General features: G+C 74.7%; 24 protein-coding genes. 8 read left to right on the top strand and 16 right to left on the bottom strand.

What is annotated here, in order from left to right; translation table 11 throughout:
- Positions 1 to 7 precede the first annotated feature (7 nt).
- On the top strand, positions 8 to 1,135 hold the full coding sequence (locus AB0D28_RS10845; RefSeq protein WP_357384453.1) for a CoA transferase: 1,128 nt from the start codon (positions 8 to 10) through the stop codon (positions 1,133 to 1,135).
- 22 nt (positions 1,136 to 1,157) lie between these two features.
- Here AB0D28_RS10845 and AB0D28_RS10850 read toward each other — a convergent pair whose 3' ends face one another.
- Both AB0D28_RS10850 and AB0D28_RS10855 read right to left on the bottom strand, forming a co-directional pair.
- Positions 1,158 to 1,574, bottom strand: a complete 417-nt coding sequence (locus AB0D28_RS10850) for an ASCH domain-containing protein (RefSeq protein WP_357384455.1) — start codon at positions 1,572 to 1,574, stop codon at positions 1,158 to 1,160.
- Positions 1,575 to 1,689: 115 nt separating this feature from the next.
- A complete protein-coding gene (locus tag AB0D28_RS10855; RefSeq protein ID WP_357384457.1) occupies positions 1,690 to 2,568 on the bottom strand; it encodes an alpha/beta hydrolase in 879 nt (292 codons plus the stop codon).
- 108 nt (positions 2,569 to 2,676) lie between these two features.
- Between AB0D28_RS10855 and AB0D28_RS10860 the strand changes: the two genes are divergently transcribed.
- Entirely contained in the window at positions 2,677 to 3,213 is a 537-nt protein-coding gene (locus AB0D28_RS10860; protein ID WP_357384459.1) for a GNAT family N-acetyltransferase, read from the top strand.
- A 1-nt stretch (position 3,214) separates the two neighbouring features.
- On the opposite strand, the gene AB0D28_RS10865 is transcribed toward AB0D28_RS10860, so the two are convergent.
- Positions 3,215 to 3,625 carry an MmcQ/YjbR family DNA-binding protein gene (locus AB0D28_RS10865; RefSeq protein ID WP_357384461.1) on the bottom strand — a complete coding sequence of 137 codons (411 nt, stop codon included), beginning with the start codon at positions 3,623 to 3,625 and terminating at the stop codon, positions 3,215 to 3,217.
- Positions 3,626 to 3,791: 166 nt separating this feature from the next.
- Here AB0D28_RS10865 and AB0D28_RS10870 point away from each other — a divergent pair, with 166 nt between their 5' ends.
- The 3 genes from AB0D28_RS10870 to AB0D28_RS10880 are packed head-to-tail and all read left to right on the top strand — an operon-like array spanning position 3,792 to position 7,207.
- Positions 3,792 to 4,907 (top strand): exo-alpha-sialidase, encoded by a 1,116-nt coding sequence (locus tag AB0D28_RS10870; RefSeq protein ID WP_357384463.1) that lies wholly within the window; start codon positions 3,792 to 3,794, stop codon positions 4,905 to 4,907.
- On the top strand, positions 4,904 to 5,200 hold the full coding sequence (locus tag AB0D28_RS10875; RefSeq protein WP_357384465.1) for a MoaD/ThiS family protein: 297 nt from the start codon (positions 4,904 to 4,906) through the stop codon (positions 5,198 to 5,200). The genes AB0D28_RS10870 and AB0D28_RS10875 overlap by 4 nt, the downstream gene beginning before the upstream one ends.
- A 45-nt stretch (positions 5,201 to 5,245) precedes the next feature.
- On the top strand, positions 5,246 to 7,207 hold the full coding sequence (locus tag AB0D28_RS10880; protein WP_357384467.1) for a beta-propeller domain-containing protein: 1,962 nt from the start codon (positions 5,246 to 5,248) through the stop codon (positions 7,205 to 7,207).
- 54 nt (positions 7,208 to 7,261) lie between these two features.
- Here AB0D28_RS10880 and AB0D28_RS10885 read toward each other — a convergent pair whose 3' ends face one another.
- The 9 genes from AB0D28_RS10885 to AB0D28_RS10925 all read right to left on the bottom strand — a co-directional run bounded on the left by AB0D28_RS10885 (position 7,262) and on the right by AB0D28_RS10925 (position 15,938).
- Positions 7,262 to 7,876: a hypothetical protein gene (locus AB0D28_RS10885; RefSeq protein ID WP_357384469.1), complete on the bottom strand. Its 615-nt coding sequence runs from the start codon at positions 7,874 to 7,876 to the stop codon at positions 7,262 to 7,264.
- Positions 7,873 to 9,225 carry a hypothetical protein gene (locus AB0D28_RS10890; RefSeq protein WP_357384471.1) on the bottom strand — a complete coding sequence of 451 codons (1,353 nt, stop codon included), beginning with the start codon at positions 9,223 to 9,225 and terminating at the stop codon, positions 7,873 to 7,875. The genes AB0D28_RS10885 and AB0D28_RS10890 overlap by 4 nt, the downstream gene beginning before the upstream one ends.
- On the bottom strand, positions 9,222 to 10,019 hold the full coding sequence (locus tag AB0D28_RS10895) for an ABC transporter ATP-binding protein (RefSeq protein WP_357384473.1): 798 nt from the start codon (positions 10,017 to 10,019) through the stop codon (positions 9,222 to 9,224). The genes AB0D28_RS10890 and AB0D28_RS10895 overlap by 4 nt, the downstream gene beginning before the upstream one ends.
- Positions 10,020 to 10,098: 79 nt before the next feature.
- Positions 10,099 to 10,905 carry a zf-HC2 domain-containing protein gene (locus tag AB0D28_RS10900; RefSeq protein ID WP_357384475.1) on the bottom strand — a complete coding sequence of 269 codons (807 nt, stop codon included), beginning with the start codon at positions 10,903 to 10,905 and terminating at the stop codon, positions 10,099 to 10,101.
- Positions 10,902 to 11,468 (bottom strand): RNA polymerase sigma factor, encoded by a 567-nt coding sequence (locus AB0D28_RS10905; RefSeq protein WP_357384477.1) that lies wholly within the window; start codon positions 11,466 to 11,468, stop codon positions 10,902 to 10,904. The genes AB0D28_RS10900 and AB0D28_RS10905 overlap by 4 nt, the downstream gene beginning before the upstream one ends.
- Positions 11,469 to 11,550: 82 nt before the next feature.
- Positions 11,551 to 12,717, bottom strand: a complete 1,167-nt coding sequence (locus AB0D28_RS10910; protein ID WP_357384479.1) for an SGNH/GDSL hydrolase family protein — start codon at positions 12,715 to 12,717, stop codon at positions 11,551 to 11,553.
- 73 nt (positions 12,718 to 12,790) lie between these two features.
- Positions 12,791 to 13,630, bottom strand: a complete 840-nt coding sequence (locus tag AB0D28_RS10915) for a sugar phosphate isomerase/epimerase family protein (protein ID WP_357384481.1) — start codon at positions 13,628 to 13,630, stop codon at positions 12,791 to 12,793.
- Positions 13,627 to 14,790, bottom strand: coding sequence for a dihydrodipicolinate synthase family protein (locus tag AB0D28_RS10920; RefSeq protein ID WP_357384483.1), 1,164 nt, complete (start codon positions 14,788 to 14,790; stop codon positions 13,627 to 13,629). Before AB0D28_RS10920 ends, AB0D28_RS10915 begins: the two co-directional genes overlap by 4 nt.
- Positions 14,787 to 15,938 (bottom strand): Gfo/Idh/MocA family oxidoreductase, encoded by a 1,152-nt coding sequence (locus tag AB0D28_RS10925; RefSeq protein WP_357384485.1) that lies wholly within the window; start codon positions 15,936 to 15,938, stop codon positions 14,787 to 14,789. Before AB0D28_RS10925 ends, AB0D28_RS10920 begins: the two co-directional genes overlap by 4 nt.
- Positions 15,939 to 16,040: 102 nt before the next feature.
- Between AB0D28_RS10925 and AB0D28_RS10930 the strand changes: the two genes are divergently transcribed.
- Positions 16,041 to 17,060, top strand: a complete 1,020-nt coding sequence (locus AB0D28_RS10930) for a LacI family DNA-binding transcriptional regulator (RefSeq protein WP_357384487.1) — start codon at positions 16,041 to 16,043, stop codon at positions 17,058 to 17,060.
- Between the two features lie 39 nt (positions 17,061 to 17,099).
- On the top strand, positions 17,100 to 17,609 hold the full coding sequence (locus AB0D28_RS10935; protein ID WP_357384489.1) for a pyridoxamine 5'-phosphate oxidase family protein: 510 nt from the start codon (positions 17,100 to 17,102) through the stop codon (positions 17,607 to 17,609).
- A gap of 72 nt (positions 17,610 to 17,681) precedes the next feature.
- Here AB0D28_RS10935 and AB0D28_RS10940 read toward each other — a convergent pair whose 3' ends face one another.
- Both AB0D28_RS10940 and AB0D28_RS10945 read right to left on the bottom strand, forming a co-directional pair.
- Positions 17,682 to 18,572 (bottom strand): arginase family protein, encoded by an 891-nt coding sequence (locus AB0D28_RS10940; RefSeq protein ID WP_357384491.1) that lies wholly within the window; start codon positions 18,570 to 18,572, stop codon positions 17,682 to 17,684.
- Between the two features lie 25 nt (positions 18,573 to 18,597).
- On the bottom strand, positions 18,598 to 19,329 hold the full coding sequence (locus tag AB0D28_RS10945; RefSeq protein WP_357384493.1) for a methyltransferase domain-containing protein: 732 nt from the start codon (positions 19,327 to 19,329) through the stop codon (positions 18,598 to 18,600).
- Positions 19,330 to 19,408: 79 nt separating this feature from the next.
- Between AB0D28_RS10945 and AB0D28_RS10950 the strand changes: the two genes are divergently transcribed.
- Complete coding sequence (locus AB0D28_RS10950) at positions 19,409 to 19,876, top strand: hypothetical protein (RefSeq protein WP_357384495.1); 468 nt, start codon at positions 19,409 to 19,411, stop codon at positions 19,874 to 19,876.
- Between the two features lie 17 nt (positions 19,877 to 19,893).
- Here the strand turns inward: AB0D28_RS10950 and AB0D28_RS10955 are convergent, their stop codons facing one another.
- On the bottom strand, positions 19,894 to 20,712 hold the full coding sequence (locus AB0D28_RS10955) for an RNase H family protein (protein WP_357384497.1): 819 nt from the start codon (positions 20,710 to 20,712) through the stop codon (positions 19,894 to 19,896).
- Positions 20,713 to 20,744: 32 nt separating this feature from the next.
- Positions 20,745 to 21,581 carry a hypothetical protein gene (locus AB0D28_RS10960; RefSeq protein WP_357384499.1) on the bottom strand — a complete coding sequence of 279 codons (837 nt, stop codon included), beginning with the start codon at positions 21,579 to 21,581 and terminating at the stop codon, positions 20,745 to 20,747.
- Positions 21,582 to 21,621: the final 40 nt, after the last annotated feature.

The raw sequence follows: 21,621 nt of genomic DNA on the forward strand, positions 1-21,621 counted from the left end.
GTGCCGCATGTCGGGTCCGTTGCGCGGGGTGCTGGTCGCCGACTTCTCCCGGATCCTCGCCGGGCCGTACGCGACGATGCTCCTGGCCGATCTGGGTGCGGACGTGGTCAAGGTGGAGCCCCCGGGCGGCGACGACACCCGCGACTGGCGGCCCCCGGTCCGCGACGACGTCTCCACCTACTACCTGGCGGTCAACCGCAACAAGCGGTCACTGGCGCTGGACCTGACCGACCCGGGCGACCTGACGCTTGCGCACCGGCTGGCCGACCGCGCCGACGTGCTGATCCAGAACTTCCGCCCGGGCGCGCTGCGCCGCTTCGGCCTTGACCACGACACCGTCACCGCCCGCAATACCCGCCTGGTGTACGCCTCGATCAGCGGCTTCGGCGACGCCGGGGGCGCCGACCTGCCCGGGTACGACCTGATGGTGCAGGCCGCCGCCGGGCTGATGAGTCTCACCGGTGACGCCGACGGCCCACCGTACAAGGCGGGGGTGGCCGTCTTCGACGTGATCGCCGGACTGCACGCGGCGGTCGGCATCCTCGCCGCGCTGCGGCACCGGGAGGAGACCGGGCGCGGTCAGCACGTCACTGTGGACCTGCTCTCCTCGGCGCTGTCCGGGCTGGTCAACCACACCAGCGCGCACGTCGCGGGGGGAGCGGCGCCGCACCGGATGGGCAACGCGCACCCGAGCATCGTGCCGTACGAGCCGCTGCCCACCGCCGACGGCGAGCTGGTGGTGATCGCCGGGAACGACGCTCAGTTCCGTACCCTCTGCCGGGTGCTCGGCGTGCCGGGGCTGGCCGACGACGCGCGGTTCGGCCGCAACGCCGACCGCGTCGCGCACCGCGACGAGCTGCGCCCGCTGCTGGTGACGGCGCTGTCCCGGCGCGGCAGCGCGGACTGGTTCGCCGAGCTGCGGGCGGCCGGTGTGCCGTGCAGCCCGATCAACTCGGTGGCCGAGGGAGTGGCGCTGGCGGAGGGGCTGGGCCTGGAGCCGGTGGTGACGGCCGGTGGGGTGCCGGGGATCCGCAACCCGATCGGCCTGTCCGGCACCCCGCCCCGCTACGACCTGCCGCCACCGGAGCTGGACGAACACGGCGACCAGCTGCGCGCCTGGCTCGCCGCCTCCTGAGCCCGGCCGGCCGGGCCCGCGGTCAGAGCGTCTCGACCAGGCGGAAGCGTTCCAGCACCGCCGGGGTGTCGTCGTCGACGGTGAACGTGGGGTCGCCGAGCCAGCCGCGGTAGTCGTCGCCGTGCCAGAACCGCTCGTGGCCGGCGCGCCAGGCGGCCACCGACTCGTGGCCCTCGCCCTCGTCGCGCGCGTGGTCGAGGTCGACGTCGCCGAGGCGGGCGACACGGACCTCCACCAGCTCGATCACCGCCACCGGACGGTTGTCGGAGTCGAGCACGGCCGAGCGGGCGCCGACCGCCGGCAGCGGCTCACCGTCGATCTCGTAGTCCTGGAGCAGACCGGTGGTGGTGGTCTTGCTCCCGTCGAGCACAGCGGCGACGAGCTTGTCGCGCAGCGGGCCGGGAAAGGCGAACTCGAACGTGGGCAGGTCGGCGTCCATGCCCGGCAGGCTAGCGGTCAGCGGCGGCGCGGCGCGCGGACAATTGGAGCCGGAACCGGCCGCCCGCTCAGCCGGCCGCCCGCTCAGCCGGCCGCCCGCTCAGCCGGCCGCCCGCTCAGCCGGCCGCCGGCAGCAGCCGGTCCAGCCAGCCCAGCAGCACCCGCTCGTACTGCGGGCTGACGCTGTCCAGATCCTCGCCCTCGCCGAGCGTGGGGGCGTGGTCGCAGCCGGCCAGCCGGGCAACCGTCAGCTCCGCGTCGCACGCCGCCCGCCGCCACACCGCGAGGCTCTCCTCGATCGGGATCCACGCGTCCGTCTCGCCGTAGCAGAGCAGCACCGGGCCGGTCAGCCGCGCCAGCACCGGCGCCGGGTCGTAGTCCATGTCGGTCCAGGTGCCCGGCGTGGCGGGCAACTCGTCGGGCAGGAACGCCAGCGGGAACCAGCGGCGTCGCGCCGCCGCGTCCAGTGCCGCCTGCGCCACCGGCCGCGGCACCTCGCCGCGCTGGAAGCCCTCTGCCAGCCGGCGCAGCTCGGCCAGCTCGGTGAGATCGGCCGGGCCGTAGCCGTGCCGGCGCAACTGCTCGGCCGTGCCGTAGCGCATCTGGACCGCCGGGCTCACCGCGCTGCACCCGACCAGGACCAGGAAGTCGACCGGATGCCGGGTCGCGGTCAGGGCCGCCGCCCACGCGCCCTGGCTGAAACCCCACAGCCCGAGCGGGACCGCCCCGACGTGCCGGCGCAGCTCGGTGAGCGCCGCCGTCGCGTCCTCGGCCTGCTCGGCCAGTGGCACGTCGCGCCCACCGGGCCGTGGGCGACGGTCGTAGCGCAGCACCGCCACCCCGGCCGGAGGCAGCAGCCGCGCCAGATGCTCGTAGAGGAAGTACGAGCGCTCGCCGGCGTGCGAGCCGTGCAGCACCACCAGGCCGCCGCGGACCGGCCCGGCCGGCAGGTCGAGCATCGCGGGCAGGCCCGCCGCGCCGACTGCCGTCTCCATGCCCGGCAGTGAACCACGAACCGTCCCGCCCGGTGGTCCCGGCCGCCGTCCGGGACACCCGCGTGCGTACGCTGAGCAGGTACGTCGCAGCGACCGTGGAGAACCGCCATGACCAGCCCCGCACCCCGTACCGTCCGGGTCGCCCGCCCCGAGGACGTGCCGGCCCTCGTCGACCTGATCGAGTCGGCGTACCGGGGCGAGCGCAGCCGGCAGGGCTGGACCCACGAGGCGGACCTGCTGGCCGGGCAGCGCACCGACCCGGAGATGGTGACCACGGCGGTCACCGGCCCGGACGGTGTGGTGCTCGTCGCCGAGCGGGGCGGCGACCTGCTCGCCTGCTGCCAGCTGGAGCACCGCGACGACCACGTCTACTTCGGGATGTTCGCTGTGGCGCCCGGCCGGCAGGGCGGCGGCCTGGGCCGGGAGCTGCTGGCCGAGGCCGAGCGCTACGCGGCCGAGCAGTGGCACGCCGGTGAGATGCGGATGACGGTCATCGTCCAGCGCGACGACCTCATCGCCTGGTACGAGCGGCGCGGCTACGCCCGCACCGGCGAACTGAGCCCGTTCCCGTACGGCGACGAGCGCTTCGGCGTGCCGCTGCGGCCGGACCTGGCGTTCGAGACGCTGCGCAAGAAGCTGGGCTGACTCAGCCCGGCCGGTCCACCAGCGCGACCAGCTTCTTCGGGGCCAGCACGCAGTAGCTCTCGGTGAGCAGCTCGGCGACCTCGGTCCAGTCCGTCTCCGCGTCCAGCCGCAGGCCGACCACGTCGGCGGCCCAGTCCGGCTTGAAGAAGTGCGGCCCGGCCGCGAGCAGCCCGGCGATCTCGTCGCCGGGGGAGCGGAACGTCATCACGCAGACCGGCTCGTCGGTCGCCGCGGCCCGCGCGTACGCCGCCTGGTGGCCGGGGTCGACGGTGAGCACGTGGGCGAACGTGCGGCCGCGCACGCGCCACCGCACGCCCACCCAGGCCGGTTCCTCGTAGGTCTCCGGCAGGCCGAGACAGACCGGGCGCAGGCGGTCGAGGTGCTCGGGTGGGACGTCTCCGGGGCCGGTCATGCGCGCAGGCTAGCCGCCGCCTCCGACAATCCGGCCGCCCCGGCGTGTCGGCCGTCCGCGCGCGCCCGATGCGGGAAATGTCGCAGCCGGGGAGTAGACAGCGATGAGTTCCGGTGAGCCGCAGGGTCATTGCGACGGAAGAACCCCTCGGACGAGAGGACGAGACATGAGCGGCGTACGAGTACTTGTCGGCACGCGCAAGGGCGCGTTCATTCTGACGTCGGACGGCAAACGCGACGACTGGACCGTCGACGGGCCGCACTTCGGCGGCTGGGAGATCTACCATCTGACCGGTTCGCCCGTCGAACCGGACCGGCTGTACGCGTCCCAGTCCGGCGGCTGGTTCGGGCAGCTGATCCAGCGCTCGGACGACGGCGGCCGGACCTGGTCGACTGTGGGCAACGACTTCGCCTACAGCGGCGAGGTGGGGCAGCACCTCTGGTACGACGGAACCCCACGCCCGTGGGAGTTCAAGCGGATCTGGCACCTGGAGCCGTCCCGCCACGACCCCGACACGGTGTACGCGGGCGGCGAGGACGCTGCCCTCTACCTGTCCACCGACGGCGGCCAGAAGTGGTCCGAGCTGACCGCCCTGCGTCAGCACCCCACCGGCCCGTCCTGGCAGCCCGGAGCGGGCGGGATGTGCCTGCACACGATCCTGCTCGACCCGGCCGACCGGGACCGCATCTACGTCGCGATCTCGGCGGCGGGCGCGTTCCGCAGCGACGACGGCGGTGCCAGCTGGCTGCCGATCAACAAGGGCCTGCGCTCGGGGGAGATCCCCGACGAGGACTCCGAGGTCGGGCACTGCGTGCACCGTCTCGCCCAGCACCCCTCCCGGCCGGACACGCTGTTCATGCAGAAGCACTGGGACGTCATGCGCACCGACGACGCCGGGGCGAACTGGCGGGAGGTCAGCGGCGACCTGCCGACGGATTTCGGCTTCCCGATCGCCGTGCACGCGCACGAACCGGAGACGGTCTACGTGGTGCCGATCACCAGCGACTCGCTGCACTACCCGCCGGAGGGCAGGCTGCGCGTCTACCGCAGCCGTACCGGCGGGGAGCAGTGGGAGCCGCTGACCGAGGGGCTGCCGCAGTCGCACTGCTACGTCAACGTGCTGCGCGACGCGATGGCAGTGGACACGCTCGACCCGTGCGGCGTCTACTTCGGCACCACCGGAGGTCAGGTCTACCACTCGGCCGACGGCGGCGACACCTGGGCGCCGATCGTGCGGGACCTGCCAGCAGTGCTCTCGGTCGAGGTCCAGGTGCTGCCGTGATCCGGGTCGTGCTGCCGGCGCACCTGAAGACTCTGGCCCACGTCACCGGCGAGGTACGTGTCGAGGTGGCCGGGCCGCCGACCCAGCGGGAGGTGCTGGACGCGCTGGAGGCCGCGTACCCGATGCTGCTCGGCACCATCCGTGACCGGCACAGCGGGAAGCGGCGGCCGTTCGTGCGCTTCTACGCCTGCGAGCTCGACCTGTCCAACGAGTCCCCGGACGCGCCGCTGCCCGAGGAGGTGGTCGCCGGCAAGGAGCCGTTCATCGTGCTCGGCGCGATGGCCGGCGGTTGAGGGGACCGGCGGGAACCGCGCCCGGCGCGGCCACGTCTGACCGGCATGACTCGTCACGGATCCCGGACGCACAGATGGACGACGGTCGCCGCGCTGGCGCTCGCCGGCTGCACCGCGTCGCCGCCGGCCGTCGCCCCGCCGCCCGCCGACCCGCCACCTGCCGGCACTGCCGTACCGGCCGGCGGGCTGCGGCTGGTCGCCTTCGACTCCTGTGACGAGGCGCTGCGGCAGATCCGTACGGCCGCGAAGGCGGCGGTCGGGCCGTGGGGCCTCGGGTCGGACGACCCGCTGCGGCAGTTCGCCGCGAAACGGGCGGCGGTCGGCGGCGTCGAGGACGCCACCTCGGCGTCCACGCCTGATTTCTCCGGCACCAACGTGCACGAGGCGGGCGTGGACGAACCGGACCTGGTCAAGTCCGACGGGCGGCGGATCGTCACCGTCGCACGGGGAGTGTTGTCGGTGGTCGACGCGGCGACCCGCCGCGTGACCGGCCGGGTGGCGCTGGACCCCACCACCGATCGGCGCTCCGGTGGCGAGGCGAGCCTGCTGCTGCACGGCGACCGGGCGCTGGTGCTGCTGCGCGACGGGTGGGTCACCAGGGGCACCGTCCCGGGCCGGCCGCCGGCCCCGGGAGCGGCCGGGCAGGCCCGGCTGGTCCTGGTCGATCTCGCCGGAGCGCCGCGGGTCGCCGGCGAGTACCGGATGGACGGCCGGCTGGTCGACTCGCGGCAGGTCGGCGCCACCGCCCGTGTCGTGATCAGTTCCGGACACCGGCTCGACTTCCCGCAGCCGGGGAAGCGCACCGACGCGCAGCGGGTCGCCGCCAACCAGGCCGTGATCGACAAGGCCACGCTCGACGACTGGCTGCCGCGCTACGAGATCCGCGACGGCGCCCGGACCGTCGGCTCGGGCCGGGTCGGCTGCGACCGGGTCAGCCGGCCGGCCGGGTTCTCCGGCGCCTCGATGGTGACGGTGCTCAGCTTCGACCTGGGCGCGTCCACGCTCGGCGCCGGTGACCCGGTCACCGTGTTCGCCGACGGCGACACCGTCTACGGCACCGGCTCCCGGCTCTACGTCGCCAACGACCAGCGGTGGCGGACGTGGCGGGGCGAGCCGTCCGAGGCGGGCGGCTCCCGCACGGAGATCTACCAGTTCGACACCGCGGCGGCCATGCCGCGCTACGTCGCCGCCGGGTCCGTGCCCGGCTGGCCGATCGGCCAGTACGCGATGTCCGAGTGGGACGGTCACCTGCGGGTGGCCACCACCACCGGCGACACGTGGAACCGCGGAACGTCCTCCCAGTCCGGCGTGTACGTGCTACGCGCCGAGGGCGCCACGCTGAACCGGGTCGGCGCGGTCACCGGGCTGGGCAAGGGCGAGCGGATCTTCGCGGTGCGGTTCCTCGGCGGCACCGGGTACGTGGTGACGTTCCGGCAGACCGACCCGCTGTACGGGCTGGACCTGCGCGACCCGGCCGCCCCACGGGTCACCGGCGAGTTGAAGATCAACGGATACTCGTCGTACCTGCATCCGGCCGGTGACGGCCGCCTGATCGGTGTCGGACAGGACGCGACCGACCAGGGGCGGGTGACAGGCACCCAGGTGTCGCTGTTCGACGTGGCCGACCCGGCCCGGCCGGCCCGGCTCGCCCAGCACCACGTCCCGGGCGGCTGGTCCGAGGCGGAGAGCGACCCGCACGCCTTCCTCTACTGGGCGCCGGAGCGGCTGGTCGTGCTCCCGGTGACCCGTCCGGGCGTGGTCACCGACCAGGCCGAGAGCGTCAAGGGCACGCCGTCCGGCGGTGTGCTGGCGCTGCGGGTCGGCGACAAGGGCTTCACTGTGGCCGGCGCCGTCGACCACCCCGCCGACCTGGCCGACGGCGGCGAGTGGACGCCGATCCGCCGCTCGCTGATGGTCGACGGTGTGCTCTGGACCGTCTCCGACGCCGGGCTCAAGGCGACCGCCCTGTCCGGCATGAACACCCTGGCCTGGGTGCCGCTGACCTGACCGTGGACGGCCGGACCCCGCCGCGTGCCAGGCACGCGGCGAGGTCCGGTCCGCTCACTGTTCCAGCGCCGCCTCGGCGGCCGATACCTGCGGTCCCGTCCGCAGCGCGTACGCGACGACGCCGCCGAGGAGGAACGTCGTGGCGGTGACGGCGGCGATCCGGTTGTCCGGCTCCTGTGCCATCCACAGCGCGACCTGCCGCCATTCCGGCCCGCCCGGCGCGGCCAGGAGCGCGCCCAGCGCGGCCCAGGCGGTCGGCACCTGCCAGGCGGCCCGGGCGCCGGCGAGCGCGGCGCCGAGCCCGACCAGCCCGGTCAGCCCGGCCGTGTCGCGGGCCAGTACGGACAGCGGCCCGAAGTCGGCGCCGAGTACGCGGGCGGCGGCCAGCAGCCCGACCACCAGTGCGCCGTACCCGAGCAGGTGCCCGGCCCGGCGCGGCGCCCACTGCCAGGCGGCGGTCCGCTCCAGCGCCGGGTCGGTGCCGGCGAGCGTCGGCCCGAGCGGCGCCACCGCCAGCGCGGTGGTGAGCACGGCGAGGCGAGCGGGCACCTCGGGACGGTCGGTGAAGGCGGACCAGGAAAGAGCCATCACGGCGACGGCGACCGCCGATCCGGCCAGCGCGGCGGGTAGCCGGCGGGACCGCACGTAGAGCGGCAGCCAGCGGGTCACGGCGCGGCCCGTCCGGTGAGCGCCGGCATCAGGTCCGGCTCGCACCGCGCGGCCGCGTCCCGCAGCGCGGTCACCCGCCGCAACTGCTCCGGCTCGGGCAGCGCGCGCAGCTGTCGCACGCCGGTCCGGATCTCCTCCTGCTGCTCGTCGGCGTACCGGTATCCGGTCCAGGAGTCCCACAGCCGCACCGTTTCGGCATCGAGCAGCCAGGCGGCGGCGACCGCCGGGGCGATGTCGTCGCCGCTGCGCCCGCAGCCGTACCACTTGGTGCCGCCGCCCAGGGCGATGCGTTCGGCCACGTCGGCGGCCCGGCCGGTGTCCGGGTCGACTTCCAGGAGGAACTGCACGGTGCCGGGTTCGGGTTTGGGCCGGTGCCACTGCTCGCTGTCGTTGCTGCCGATGGTGTCCAGCCGCAGTTCCACCGCGCGGGTCGGCGCGTCCGGCAGCTTCGCCAGCGCGCGCAGTCCCCGGCGGGCCTCGGGAGTGATCTGGGGCAGCAGGTGCGCGTTGATCGCGGTGACGCACACCTGCGGCGTGCCGTCGGCGCAGACGTAGCGGCGTGCCGACTGGTCGAGCTGCCAGATGCCGGCGGGGCCCGGTGCGCTGATCAGCAGGAGTCCCGCGACACCGGCGGCCAGGCTCGCCGCCGCGCCGGCCCGGAGCGGCCACGACCGGCCCGCCGCCAGCAGCAGGCCGGCGAGGACCAGCCCGACCCCGAGCGTGAGGCGGCTGAGCAGCAGCCGGTCGGACAGCGTCTCCCACGGCGTGTCCGGCGGCCAGGAGATCATGAGGGACGCGTTCGTCAGCCGGCTACCGGCCGGACCGCCGAGCATGGCGGTGCCCTCCTGCGCCACCAGGCCGGCGGCGGCCAGCAGCGGCGGCAGCAGCGGTGAGGACCACAGCCGGCCCGCTGCCACACCGACCCAGGCCGCGCCCACCAGCACCAGCACGTCGATCAGCGGCCCGGCGAGTCCGCGTACGCCGAGGTAGGTGCCGCCGGTGGCGATCACCGCCGCGCTGGCGGCGACCACGAGCAGGTGCGCGGCGGCGGCGGCGACGCCGAGCGCCGTCATCGCCGGCAGCGCGCGCTGCCAGCGGGGCCGGCCGGTGCTGTTCATCAGCTCGTCGGCGCGGGTACGGCGGTCCCGGCGGCCGAGCACCGCGCCACCGGCGAGCGCGAGCGGCATCAGCAGGAAGACGTTGGAGGCGTGCACGTAGCCCAGCCGCAGCCACTGTCCCTGCCAGAAGTCGTACATGCTGGCGGTGCCGAGGACGCCGACGGCGATCAGCAGCACCGCCACGACCGGCGCGTTGGAGCGGCGCAGTTCGACGCGGATCTGTCGGATCATCGGGCGCTCCGGTGCTGCTGGAGCAGGTACGAGTAGCCGCGCTCGGCGGCGCTGTCGCCGATGCCGCCGGTCTCGCCGTGGCGGACCAGGTCGGCGGGCAGGCCCTGGAACACGCGGGCGCCGTGATCCATCAGGATGACGTCCGAGCAGGCCGCCACCACGTCCTCCACCAGGTGGGTGGAGACCAGCACGCAGGCGTCCGCGCCGAGTTCGCGGATCAGCTCCCGGAACTCGACCCGCTGTTCCGGGTCGAGGCCGACTGTCGGTTCGTCGAGCAGCAGCAGGTCCGGTTCGTTCACGATCGCCTGGGCGATGCCGGCCCGGCGCAGCATGCCGCCGGACAGCGACTTGAGTTTGGCGTCGGCCCGGTCGGTGAGGCGTACCCGTTCGATGGCCCGCTGGGCCGCGCCCGGCACCGCCGAGGCCGGCATCTCCCGCAGCCAGGCCACGTACTCGACGTACTCCCGCACCGTGAACCGGGGGTAGTAGCCGAACTGCTGCGGCAGGTAGCCGAGCCGGCGGCGCACCGGCCGCAGCTCGCGGGTCGTGGTGGCGTCCGCGCCGAGCAGCCGCAGCACTCCGGCGTGCGGCTTGACCACAGTGGCGAGCGCGCGCATCAGCGTGCTCTTGCCGGCGCCGTTGGGGCCGAGCAGCCCGTGCACGCCGGCGCCGAGGGTCAGGCCGAGGTTGTCGACGGCGAGGTGCCGGCCGGCCTTCACCGACAGTCCCACCGCCTCGATCCGCCAGGCGTGCCGGGTCGGCGCCACCTCGTCGGCGCTCACTGCGCGTACCAATGTCGTCTCCTTTTTCCGGGCAGGGTGGACAGCGGCGCCGGACGGGCGCCGTGTGGTGGTGGGGGTCGCGGGGCCGGCGTCAGCCGGTGGGCCGCCGCAGGTGTTCGGCGCGTAGCGCGGTCAGCACCGTGAGCACGACGGCGGCCGTCGCCCAGGCGGGCATGGTCGCGGGCCGGAGCAGGGTCTCGGTGACGGCGGCGGCGCGGTTCGCGTCGGCGGTGAACGACCCGGCCGCGACCGCCGCGAGCCAGCCGCCGCCGAGGAGCGCGGCGGCCACCGGCACGCCGACGCGGCTGCCGAGCAGCAGCGTCGCCGCGGTGAACGTCAGGCAGGGCAGCAGCCACAGCGCCGGGTTGCGGCCGACCGCGAGCCCGGCCACCGCGAGCACCGGCGCGACCAGGAGCAGAACCGCGAGGGTACGGCGCAGCAGCAGTTCCAGCCCGGCGCGGGCGGTGCCGGCGACCACCTCCCAGTTCGGGTTGGCGCGGCGGGACCAGGCCACCGCGAGCCCGGCCAGCGGCGCCACCGGCGCGAGCAGCAGCACCGCCGAGGGGCGATCCGGGAAGTTGCGGTCCAGCAGCACCGCGGCGAGGATCGCCGTGCACGTCATGGCCGCCCAGGCCGGCATCGACCAGTCGGTCCAGCGCAGCCACCACCGGCGCAGCGGCCGCCGGGGCACCGGCTGCGGGCCGGTGCGGGCCTGTTCCAGGATCGCCTCCCGGGCGTCGCCGAGCAGGGCCCGCAGCGGCGGCGCGGCCAGCTCGCCGAGCCGGTCGCGGCACTCGGCGCAGCCCTCCAGGTGCACCTCGATGGTCCAGGTGGCGGCGTCGTCGGGGCTGCCCGCCGCGTACGCGGCCAGGGCCGGCGGGGGAACGTGAGCGGTCATGTCAGTGCCTCCCGGAGTGCGGTGCGGGCACGCCGCGCCCGGCTCTTCACGGTGCCCTCCGGCACCCCCAGCAGGACCGAGGTCTCCCGGACGGTGAGCCCGTCCAGGACCATGGCGGCCAGCACCGCCCGCAGCTCCGGGGCGAGCGCGTCCAGCGCGGCGCCCACCTCGGAGCCGAGCGACCCGGCGAGCGCCTCGTCCTCGGCGGCGGGCGCGCTGCGTACCGGAAGCACGTCGGTCGGCACCTCCCGCACCCGGGCGCGGCGGCGCATCGCGTCGACCAGGCGGCGGGCCGCGATGGTCCAGATCCAGCCGGCGGCCGAGCCGCCCGGCGCGTCCGCGCCACCGGAGGGCCGGAGCCCACTGAACGAGCCGGCGGCGCGCCACACCGTCAGGTACGTGTCCTGGAGGACCTCGGCGACGAGGCCGTCGTCGGCGCACCGCCGCCGCAGCCGGATCGCGAGCCACGGCGACGTACGCCGGTACAGCTCGTCGAACGCGTCCAGGTCGGCGCGTGCGACCCGCCGCAGCAGCCGCTCCTCGTCCTGTCTGCTTCCTTCCACGCCTAGATGGTCGTTCCCGGCGCCCTCGACGGATCACGGCCCGGAGTGACCTGGGTCACTCCCGGCCGTGCGGGGCTGTCCGTCACTCCGACGCGGCGAACGGTCCCGCCGGGCCGAACGCCAGTGCCGCGAACCGCTCGCCGATGCGCCGGTCGGCGGCGGGATCGGGGTGCAGCTCGTCGGGGAGCGGCAGCTGCGCGTAGTCGGCCTCGCCGTACAGCTCCAGCCCGTCGAGGTAGTGCAGGTTCGCATCGGCGCCGGCCCGGGACGCCACGATCCGGGCCAGTTCGGCGCGGATGACGCGCAGCGTGAGCCGCCCGGCGGCCACCTCGGCCGGGTCGCCGGTGGCCCGGAACCGCACCTTCCCGTCGGCGAACCCGGCCGCGCCGGGGCCCGGCGTGTCCTCCTGGATCGGGCACAGGATCGACGACACGACGAGCAGCGGCGTCCGCGGATGCCCCTCCCGGATGGTGTCCAGGAATCCGTGCACCGCCGGGCCGAACGCCCGCAGCCGCATCGCGTCGCTGTTCACCAGGTTGATGCCGATCTTGACGCTGATCAGGTCGGCCGGGGTGTCGCGCATGGCCCGCGCGGTGAACGGGTCGAGCAGCGCGCTGCCACTGAACCCGAGGTTGACCACTTCCACGTCGGCCAGCGCGGCGGCCACGGCCGGCCAGGTGCCGGTGGGGCTCTCCGCGTCCGAGCCGTGGCTGATCGAGCTGCCGTGGTGCAGCCACACCCGGCGGCCGTCCGTGCCGGCCGGCTCGACCGGCGCGTCGGTGCGCAGTGCCACCAGTTCGGTGATCTCCCGCTGCGGCAGCCAGATCACCACCTCCTTGTCGGTGGCGGGCAGGTCGGTGAAGCGCACCGTGCCGACCGGGCCGGGCTCGACGCCGGACGTGCCGGTGGTCAGGTCGATGGTGAGCACCCTGCCGCCACCGGCGGTGGCCTGACCGGCGAGACGGCCGTCGACGACCAGGTCGTAGCGGCCGTCGGGACGCGGCCCGGTGCCCCGGTAGACCATCTTCGTGGGCAGCACGTCCAGCTCCACAGTGGTGGCCCGGGTGCGGAACGCCAGCCGTACGCCAGAGGGCATCGCCTCCGCCATCATCACCTGCGGGTCGGTGTTCTGCGCCCGGGCCCACGCGGGCAGCCGGTGCGGCAGCACCCCCTGCGCGGTCCGTTCCAGGTCGAGTGCGCCGCGCAGCAGGTCCGGGGTGATCGGAGTGGTGAGGTGAGGGGATGACATGGTTCCGATCCTGCCGCCGGATCCGGCGGGCGGCCACCTGATTTGTCCGACAGGCCGGACTCGTCACGCTGGGTCAGCCGGTCAGCACGCGATCCACGTACCGAGCCGTCATGGTGGCGAGCACCAGGTCCGGATCGGTGGCCCACACCTCGGCGTTGAAGATCTCCACCTCGACGTCACCGGAGTATCCGGCGGCCTCCACCGCGCGGCGCAGCGGCGGGAAGTCGATGTGCCCGTCGCCCATCATGCCGCGCCCCAGCAGCACGTCGGCCGGCAGCGGGGTGAGGAAGTCGCAGACCTGGAAGCTCGCGATCCGCGCCCCGGCGCGGGCGATCTGCCGCCACACGTCCGGATCCCACCAGACGTGGAACGTGTCCACCACCACGCCGACCTGGTCGGCCGGGAACGCCTCGGCCAGGTTGAGCGCCTGCCCGAGCGTGGACAGCACCGCCCGGTCGGCGCAGTACATCGGGTGCAGCGGCTCCAGCGCCAGGCGTACCCCGCGCTCGCCCGCGTACGGCGCCAGCTCGGCCAGCGCGTCGGCGACCCGCAGCCGCGCGCCCGCCAGGTCGCGTGAGCCGGGCGGCAGGCCACCGACGACGAGCACCAGGCAGGCGGCACGCAGTTCGGCGGCCTCGTCGATCGCGCGCCGGTTGTCCGCCAGCGCCGCGGCCCGTCCGGCCTCGTCGGCGGCGGTGAGGAACCCGCCCCGGCACAGCGACGACACCCGCAGCCCGGCGTCCGCGACGAGCCGCGCCGCGGCCGGTACGCCGATCTCGGCCACCGGCTCACGCCACAGCCCGATCGCCGGGATGCCGGCGCGCACACAGCCGCCGACCGCCTCGGCCACGGACCAGCGCTGCGTGGTGCGCTGGTTGAGCGACAGCCTCGCCAGCCGCGCATCGGTGGTCATCCGGGCACGCCCGCGACGTCCAGGTACGCGCGCATCCGCCGGGCCGCGAGCTCCGGGTCGCGCAACAGCCCGGCGGCGTCGGCCAGCCGGAACACCTGGACCAGGTGCGGGACGCCGCGCCCGCCGTGCAGGCCGCCGACCATGGTGAAGCCCGGCTGCCGCCCGTTGAGCCAGGACAGGAACGCGACGCCGGTCTTGTAGTACGGCGTGGGCGGGGCGAACAGGTGCCGGGACAGCGGCACCGTCGGATCGAGGACCGCCCGGAACCCGGCCGTGTCGTCCGCGTCGAGGCGCCCCAGCGCGGCGGACGCGGCCGGGGCGATCGCCGCGAACGCGCCGAGCAGCGCGTGGCTGAACCGCTTCCCGTCGCCCTCGATCAGCTCCGGGTAGTGGTAGTCGTCGCCGGTGTAGACCTTCACCGCCGGTGGCAGCAGCTCCCGCAGCCGGACCTCCCGGGCGGCGTCCAGCAGCGACACCTTCACCCCGTCGACCGCCTCGGCGTGGGCGTGCACCAGCGCGGCGAACGTGGCGGTGGCCTCGTCCAGGTCGGCCGAGCCCCAGTAGCCGGCCAGCGCCGGGTCGAACATGTCGCCGAGCCAGTGCAGCACCACCGGCACGCCGGCCTCGCGCAGCACCCGCTCGTAGACGCGCAGGTAGTCGTCGGGGCCGGTGGCGAGCGCGGCGAGGTGCCGGCTGGCCATCAGCACCGGCGTGGCGCCGCACCCCCGCACGAACGCGACCTGCTCGGCGTACGCGGCGACCACCTCGTCCAGCGTGCGCGGGACGTCGGTGAGCTGGTCGGTGCCGGCCCCGGCCACAATGCGCCCGCCGCAGGCTGCGGCCTCGGCGGCGCTGCGCCGGATCAGCTCCCGGGTGGCCGCCCAGTCCAGCCCCATCCCGCGCTGCGCCGTGTCCATCGCCTCGGCCACGCCGAGGCCCCACGACCACAGGTCGCGCCGCACCGCGAGCGTCGCGTCCCAGTCCAGCCGCGCCGGGCGGCCGGGGGAGTTGTCGGCGTACGGGTCGGCGACGACGTGCGCCGCCGCGTACGCGATCCGGCTGGCCGGCGGCGCGAACGGCCGGCGCCAGGCGGGCGGTTCGCGCAACGTCAGCTTCTCGGTGCCGCCGCCTGGAACCGGCAGCGTGATGCGTGTGCTCACCGGGGGATCTCCTCGATCGTCACCCGCCGCCCCTCGCGGGCGGAGCGCAGCCCGGCCTCGGCCAGTTGCACGCCTCGGGCGCCGGCCAGGAAGTCCCACGGGAACGGCTCGTCGTCGACGACGTGCCGCAGGAACGCCTCCCACTGCACCTTGAACGCGTTGTCGTGCTCGCCGTTGTCCGGCACCGTCTGCCACTGCGCGCGGAACGGCTCGGTGACCGGCAGGTCGGGGTTCCACACGGGCATCGGGGTGGTGCCCCGGTGCTGGATGCGGCAGTCGCGCAGCCCGGCCACCGCGCTGCCGTGCGTGCCGTCGACCTGGAACTCGACCAGCTCGTCCCGGTGCACGCGGACCGCCCAGGAGGAGTTGATCTGCGCGACGATGCCGCCGGCCAGCTCGAAGATGCCGTACGCGGCGTCGTCGGCGGTGGCCCGGTAGCTGTTCCCGGCCTCGTCGACGCGCTCGGGGACGTGCGTGGCGGTGACGGCGGTGACGGCGGTGACCGGGGCGATGATCTGCTCCAGCACGTAGTGCCAGTGCGGGAACATGTCCAGCGTGATGCCGCCGCCGTCCTCGGCGCGGTAGTTCCAGCTCGGACGCTGCGCGGCCTGCCAGTCGCCCTCGAACACCCAGTAGCCGAACTCGCCGCGCACGGACAGGATCCGGCCGAAGAAGCCGCCGTCCACCAGCCGCTTGAGTTTGCGCAGGCCGGGCAGGAACAGCTTGTCCTGCACGACGCCGTTGCGGACGCCGGCGGCGGCGGCGAGCCGGGCCAGCTCCAGCGAGGCGAGGAACCCCTCGGCGAGCGGCTTCTCGGTGTAGACGTGCTTGCCGGCCTCGATCGCCGCCCGGATCGCCTTCTCCCGCTGCGCGGTCACCTGCGCGTCGAAGTAGATCCGGTTGGCGTCGTCGGCGAGTGCCGCGTCCAGGTCCGTCGTGTACGCCGACAGCCCGTGCCGCCCGGCGATCTCGCCGAGCCGGTTCTCGTCCCGGCCGACGAGGGTCAGCTCGGGCCAGATGCGGCTGCCGTCGCGGGCCGGCACGCCGCCCTGTTCGCGGATGGCGAGCAGGGACCGGACGAGGTGCTGCCGGTAACCCATGCGGCCGGTGACGCCGTTGAGGATGATGCCGACGGACGTGCGTTCCACTGTGCCTCCCCGCCCTGAATGCGCTTTCAGTAAGCGCTTTCAGGGTGCTACCGTAGCCACGCCGGAACACCGGGTCAAGACGTTCCGCAGGGAGCCGCATCGATGTCGCACGTGACGCTGGAAGACGTGGCCAGGGCGGCCGACGTCTCCCTGGCCACCGCCTCCCGGGCACTCAACGGCCGACGGGTCACCCCCCACCTGCACGAGCGCGTCCTGGCCGCCGCCGCGCGGCTCGCGTACACCCCGAACGCCCACGCCCGCGCGCTGGCCGGCGCGTCCCGGCGCAGCGTCGGCGTCGTCTGCCACGACGTCACCGACCCCTACTTCGCGGCGGTCGCCGGTGGCGTCATGCGCGTCGCCGCCGACAACGACCTGCTGGTCATGCTGGCCAGCACGTTCCACGACCCGGAACGCGAGATCGCGTACGTGTCGATGCTGCGCGCCGAGCGCGCCCCGGCCATCCTGCTCATCGGCTCCGGATTCGAGGACCCCCGCTGGGAGCGGGCCATGGCCGCCGAGCTGGCGCCCTACCTCGACGGCGGCGGCCGGGTCGCGGTGGTCAGCCGGCACCGCAACCTCAAGGTCGACAGTGTCCTGCCGGAGAACCGGTCCGGTGCCGCCGAGCTGGCCCGCGCCCTGCTCGGCCTGGGGCACCGCCGCTTCGCGGTGCTCTCCGGCCCGCCCGAGCTGACCACTGTCGCCGACCGGCTCGGCGGGTTCCGCGACGAGCTGGCCGCCGCCGGGGTGGCGCTCGACCCGGCCGCGGTGGCCGAGGCGGCGTTCACCCGCGACGGCGGCTACCAGGCGATGACCGAGCTGCTCGACCGCGGGCTCGACGCCACCTGCGTGTTCGCCTGCACCGACGTGATGGCCGTCGGCGCGTACGCGGCGCTGCGCGACAGGGGGCTGTCGGTGCCCGGCGACGTCTCGGTCGCCGGCTTCGACGACATCCCTGTCGTACGCGACCTCGCCCCGCCGCTCACCACTGTGGCGCTGCCGCTGCACCGGCTCGGCGAGGAGGCGATGAGACTGGCCCTGACCGAGAACACCGCTCGCCGCCGCCGGGTCGTACGCCTGCCCGGCGCTGTGGTGTTGCGGGACAGCACCGCGCCGGTCGCCTGAGCCGGGCCGGTAGGGTGCCGTCATGATCGAGGACGCGCCGTGCCGTTGACGAACCCCTGGCTGACCGGGCCGACGCCGACGAGAAAGCTGGACCGGGAACGCCTGGCCGAACGCATCCTCAACCTGCTGTCGTCGCAGAACATGTGCGTGCTCGCCACGACCGGGCCGGACGGGCCGCTCGCCACGCCGGTGCGTTACTACCCGCTCGACTTCACGCTGATGTTCACCGCCGCGCCGCGCTCACCGAAGATGCGCAACATCGCCGCCGACCCCCGGGTGTCAATCGGCGTCTTCGCGCCGCTGGTCGGGCTGGCCAGCAGCCGTGGCGCCCAGGTGTTCGGCACCGCCCGGGTGCTCGGCCCGGACCACCCCGACCGGGCGCACCACTGGGCCGCGTTCCGCTGGGAGAACGAACACGCCGAGCGCGGCCGGCCGCTGTCCGAGCCGCCCGAGGACCTGCTCGTGGTGATCGAGGCCGACCGGATCGTCTACACCGAACACTGGTTGCGCCGCGAGGGCTACGCCCCGCGCCAGCACTGGCGTCGCTGACCCGTCCGCCGGCCGGCGGTGGGTGGAGCACCGCGTGTGCCACCCATGACCTCTACACCTCGCGGAAACCGCCTAACGCCCGGTCAGCGCCCCGGCCAACGTGTCGACGAACCGGGGGAGCACCTCGTCGTCCGGCAGGTGAGCCGGGTTGATCTCGGTGACCGACAGCCCGGCGAACCGAGGGCTCGCCACCAGCTCCGCCAGCGTCGCCGCCGCCTCGCCGAGGCTGAGCCCGAACGGCTCCGGCACGTCCGCCAGCGGCGCGTCCACGAAGCTCAGCACGTCCACGTCGAAGTGCACCACGAACCGGTCGGCCGCGCCCTCGGCCACCGACCGTGCCCGGCGTGCCGCCGCCCGCGCGTCGGCGTGCACCTCGTCGGCCGGCACGTACGCCAGCCCCAGCTCCGCCACCAGCTCCCGCTCGTGGTCACCCCGGGGCAGCGAGTCCCCGTACACCACCACCCGCTCCGGCGACAGCAGCGGCACCGCCGGCCCGACACCCGCCACCTCGGGCAGCGTCCCCGGCAGGCCGAGCATGTGCGCCAACCCCATCGCGTCCAGGTTGCCGTTGGCGCGGGTCTCCGGGGTGTAGAGATCCGGGCCGCCGTCCACGTACACCAGCGCGGACGGCAGCCCGGCCCGCGCGCAGCCGGCGACCAGGCCGAGCGTCACCGTGCAGTCGCCGCCGAGCACCAGCGGCGCGCGCCCCCGGCCCAGCGCCGCCGCGACCCGGTCGGCCACCGCCGAGGCGACGGCGGCCACCGTGCCCGCGTTCTGACCCCTGGGGTACGCCGGATCCGGCCGCCACCGGAAGCCCGGCACGTCACCGGCGTCCTCGACGTCGGCGCCCAGCAGGTCGAGCAGGCCGGCGGCGCGCAGGGCGGCCGGTGCGCGCTCGATGCCCGGGGTGTGGGCACCGGCGCTCGACGGCGCCCCGATGACCGTCCACTGACGATGATCCATCGCCCCACCCTAACCGTCGGCCTGGTCAGCGCAGCACGAGCAGGTCCAGCGCGTCGATCACCGGCCCGGTGTCCGCCTGTGCTGCCTCGCGTAGCCGCCGGACGCCGGCGGCGTACTCCGCATCGGTGATGAGCTGAAGCGGCGTGTGCGCCTCCCGGCGCAGGCCGGCCGCCGCCTCCCGCAGCGACGGCGCGGTGACCTGCGGAACCTGCTCGACCGCCGCGGTGGGGAAGCCGGCGGCGGCGAAGGCGGCCTCGACGTCGGCGATGCCCGGGTACGTGTCGAGCACGCGGACCGCCTCGGGGAAGTAGTCGAACAGCGTGATCGCCTCGTGCCGTCCGGCGAACGCGGACCGGATGAGCACCGGGGCCCCGGGCCGCAGCACCCGGCGCAGCTCGCGTGCCGTCGCGGCCAGATCGGGGACGTGGTGGATGACTGTGGACAGCCACGCGCCGTCGACGCTGTCATCGGCGAGGGGGATGTGCTCGGCGTCGCCTGCTAAGAGCGGCGCGAACGCGCACCGGGCGCGCATCGCCGCCGAAGGCTCGACGGCGACGACCTCGATGCCGGGGAACCAGTCGGTGAACGCGCGCGCCCAGCTGCCGGTCCCGGCACCGAGGTCGAGCAGTCGCATGCCCGGGCGCGGGGTGAGGTGGCGGGCGACGGCGGCCCGCCAAGCCGTGAGACCGTCGTCGGTGAGGTGCCGGGTCGCGGCGAACGCCTCGGCGTCGGCGTCGTGGTACGCGATGCGGGCCATACGCGAAAGCCAACTCCCCGGCGGGCCGCTGAGGCAAGACACTGTGGCGGATCTGGCTCGGCTTCGGAGAGGGGTAGGGGTGCGGTATCGGATCCACTTCGAGGCCGGGCTGCCGGCGGATGCCGTGCGTGCGTTCCTGCTGACGGAGTACGGCGTCGCGCCGGAGACCGTGTACGTCGGGCGGATCGAGGACCGGGCCATCGACGATCCTCGGCCGGTGGTGATGCTCACGCCGCCTGACGAGGACGAGGGATTCGGCTGGATCCTCACCGGCGACACCGAACTGGCCGACGCCACCGGTCTGCGCGAACATGACCTCGCGGTTGCCCTCGCCCGGGCGTTCGGCGTACGGGCGCTGGTCGACGACGGCGGCGTCCACCCCGACCGGTGGGTGCTGGTCAGCGCCGACGGCAGCAGCGGCCGGGTGCTGACCGACGCCGACGCCGCCGCCGACGGGGACCTGCGGATCGTGCACGCGCTGGAGCCGATCAGTGGGGAGCCGCAGCTCGCCGTCGTACCGCCGCCGGACTGGGCCCGCGACTGGTGACCCGGCCGGGCCCGGGATCAGTGGATGAGGCTCGCGTGCCAGTCCCGCAGAAACGCCTCCGCCAGCGCGCGAGCCCGGGGGCGAACGTCGAAGCTCTCCCCGACCCGGCGGCGGGCCATGTGTGACAGCCCGTCAGCGGCCTCGTTGAGCGCGTGCCCGCTGTGCGCCTTGACGTGCCGGAAGGACAGGTCCGGTCGACGGCTCACCTGCTCGGCGAGGCGCACCAGCGTCGGCCGGTCGGCCCAGCGGCGCCGGCGCAGGCTGTAACCGGCCGGCATGTCCGCCACCGAGCCGGACTGCCAGCGGTGCAACCACCGCAGCGCGGAGAGGCTGTCCACCAGCACGGTCATCGCCGGTGGCGGGTCGTCGTACGCGGTGAGCAGGAAGTCCACCGCCCGCAGCTCGTTGATCAGCACTCGGGACGCGCCGGTCGGGTCCAGGCGGCCGGTGCCCCGGCTGCGCAAGCCGTACCGGCCGTCGCTCGCCACGTACCCGATGCCGCCGGCACGGCCCTTCCAGCTCGCGTCGGTCGCGGCGACGACCGGCGCGGAAGCTGTCGCCCACCGCTGGACCTGCCCACGTCCCCGTTCCGGCTCCGGTTGTGACCGGCAGTCGGCGCCGTGCTCCTCGGCCAGCCGGGTGGCGTTGTCCAGGAGCTGCCCGGCCGAGGCGAGCTGGTCGTAGTGCGCCGCGGTCAGGGCGAGGGTGACCGCGTCGCCGATGCGCTGGCACTGCGGGCAGGTGGTGCGGAAGACGTAGCGGCGCAGCGGGAGCGCGCGGGCGTACAGGGGCGCGGGCAGGAGGCTCAGGGCGTGGCGGAACTCATCGGGTCGCATACTTGCTCCTGACGGGTATGGGAGGGCGGGGGTCAGGCCGGCGCGATGGTCCAGTTGCCGTCGGCGGTGATCTGCACGAGCGCGGGCGTGGTGAGCGGGCGGACGCCGGAGTACGCGCCGATCTCGTTGACGAGCAGGCCCCCCTCGCCGTCGTCCAGGGAGTACGCATGGACGACGAAGTTGGACGAGCCGCGCCGGTGGGTGATCCGCACGGCGGTGGCGTCGCCGCCGAGCAGCAGCACGTCGTCACCCTTGCCGGACGCCTTTCCGGTCTCCGACGTGGTGGCCAGTTGCGCGACAGTGCCGATGGTGAGCGTCCACGAGCCGCTGGCCTCGATCTCGAACTGCGTCGTCAGCGAGCCGTCCTCCACGTTGATCCACCGCTTGCCGGTGTACGACCCGATCTCGTTGACGAGCAGCCCGTCGCCGTCGCTCTTGAGCACCGTGTTGCTGTTGCACCGGCAGGTGAACTTGACGACCGCGAGGTCGGTCAGGTCGGGGATGCGCACCACGTCGTCGCCGCGTCCCTTCACGACCTTCGGCTTTGGAGTGGGCGACGGCGCCGGCGGCTCGGTGGTGGCCGGCGCGGCCGGGGTGGGCGCGGCGGTGGTCGGGGCCGCCGTGGTCGGCGCGGCGGACGGGGACGCCGAGGCGGGGACGGTGCTGCGCTGAGCAGCGGTGACCGGCTGCGGCTCGTCGTCCTCGGTGAGCGCGCCGGCCAGGATGACGCCGCTGATCGCGAGAGCGAGCACGACGCCGCCGGCGACGAGGGGACGCGCGTCTGCGGGGCGGTTCGCTGCGGCGGGCGGGTTCGGCATCGTCGCGTCGCCGGTCCGGTCGGGCGGCGCGGGCTGGGTCGGGTCGGACATTGCGGTTCCTCTCGGGGTCGGGGGTGCGGGGCGGGTGCGG

The organism is Micromonospora sp. NPDC048169, assembly GCF_040652815.1.
Classification (GTDB): Bacteria; Actinomycetota; Actinomycetes; order Mycobacteriales; family Micromonosporaceae; genus Micromonospora.

Coding starts and splice junctions, on each gene's coding strand:
- AB0D28_RS10900 (WP_357384475.1), bottom strand. CDS start 10,905: ATGACCGCTCACGTTCCCCCGCCGGCCCTGGCCGCGTACGCGGCGGGC.
- AB0D28_RS10930 (WP_357384487.1), top strand. CDS start 16,041: ATGTCGCACGTGACGCTGGAAGACGTGGCCAGGGCGGCCGACGTCTCC.
- AB0D28_RS10870 (WP_357384463.1), top strand. CDS start 3,792: ATGAGCGGCGTACGAGTACTTGTCGGCACGCGCAAGGGCGCGTTCATT.
- AB0D28_RS10945 (WP_357384493.1), bottom strand. CDS start 19,329: ATGGCCCGCATCGCGTACCACGACGCCGACGCCGAGGCGTTCGCCGCG.
- AB0D28_RS10855 (WP_357384457.1), bottom strand. CDS start 2,568: ATGGAGACGGCAGTCGGCGCGGCGGGCCTGCCCGCGATGCTCGACCTG.
- AB0D28_RS10845 (WP_357384453.1), top strand. CDS start 8: ATGTCGGGTCCGTTGCGCGGGGTGCTGGTCGCCGACTTCTCCCGGATC.
- AB0D28_RS10865 (WP_357384461.1), bottom strand. CDS start 3,625: ATGACCGGCCCCGGAGACGTCCCACCCGAGCACCTCGACCGCCTGCGC.
- AB0D28_RS10960 (WP_357384499.1), bottom strand. CDS start 21,581: ATGTCCGACCCGACCCAGCCCGCGCCGCCCGACCGGACCGGCGACGCG.
- AB0D28_RS10890 (WP_357384471.1), bottom strand. CDS start 9,225: ATGATCCGACAGATCCGCGTCGAACTGCGCCGCTCCAACGCGCCGGTC.
- AB0D28_RS10915 (WP_357384481.1), bottom strand. CDS start 13,630: ATGACCACCGATGCGCGGCTGGCGAGGCTGTCGCTCAACCAGCGCACC.
- AB0D28_RS10860 (WP_357384459.1), top strand. CDS start 2,677: ATGACCAGCCCCGCACCCCGTACCGTCCGGGTCGCCCGCCCCGAGGAC.
- AB0D28_RS10880 (WP_357384467.1), top strand. CDS start 5,246: ATGACTCGTCACGGATCCCGGACGCACAGATGGACGACGGTCGCCGCG.
- AB0D28_RS10940 (WP_357384491.1), bottom strand. CDS start 18,572: ATGGATCATCGTCAGTGGACGGTCATCGGGGCGCCGTCGAGCGCCGGT.
- AB0D28_RS10850 (WP_357384455.1), bottom strand. CDS start 1,574: ATGGACGCCGACCTGCCCACGTTCGAGTTCGCCTTTCCCGGCCCGCTG.
- AB0D28_RS10910 (WP_357384479.1), bottom strand. CDS start 12,717: ATGTCATCCCCTCACCTCACCACTCCGATCACCCCGGACCTGCTGCGC.
- AB0D28_RS10955 (WP_357384497.1), bottom strand. CDS start 20,712: ATGCGACCCGATGAGTTCCGCCACGCCCTGAGCCTCCTGCCCGCGCCC.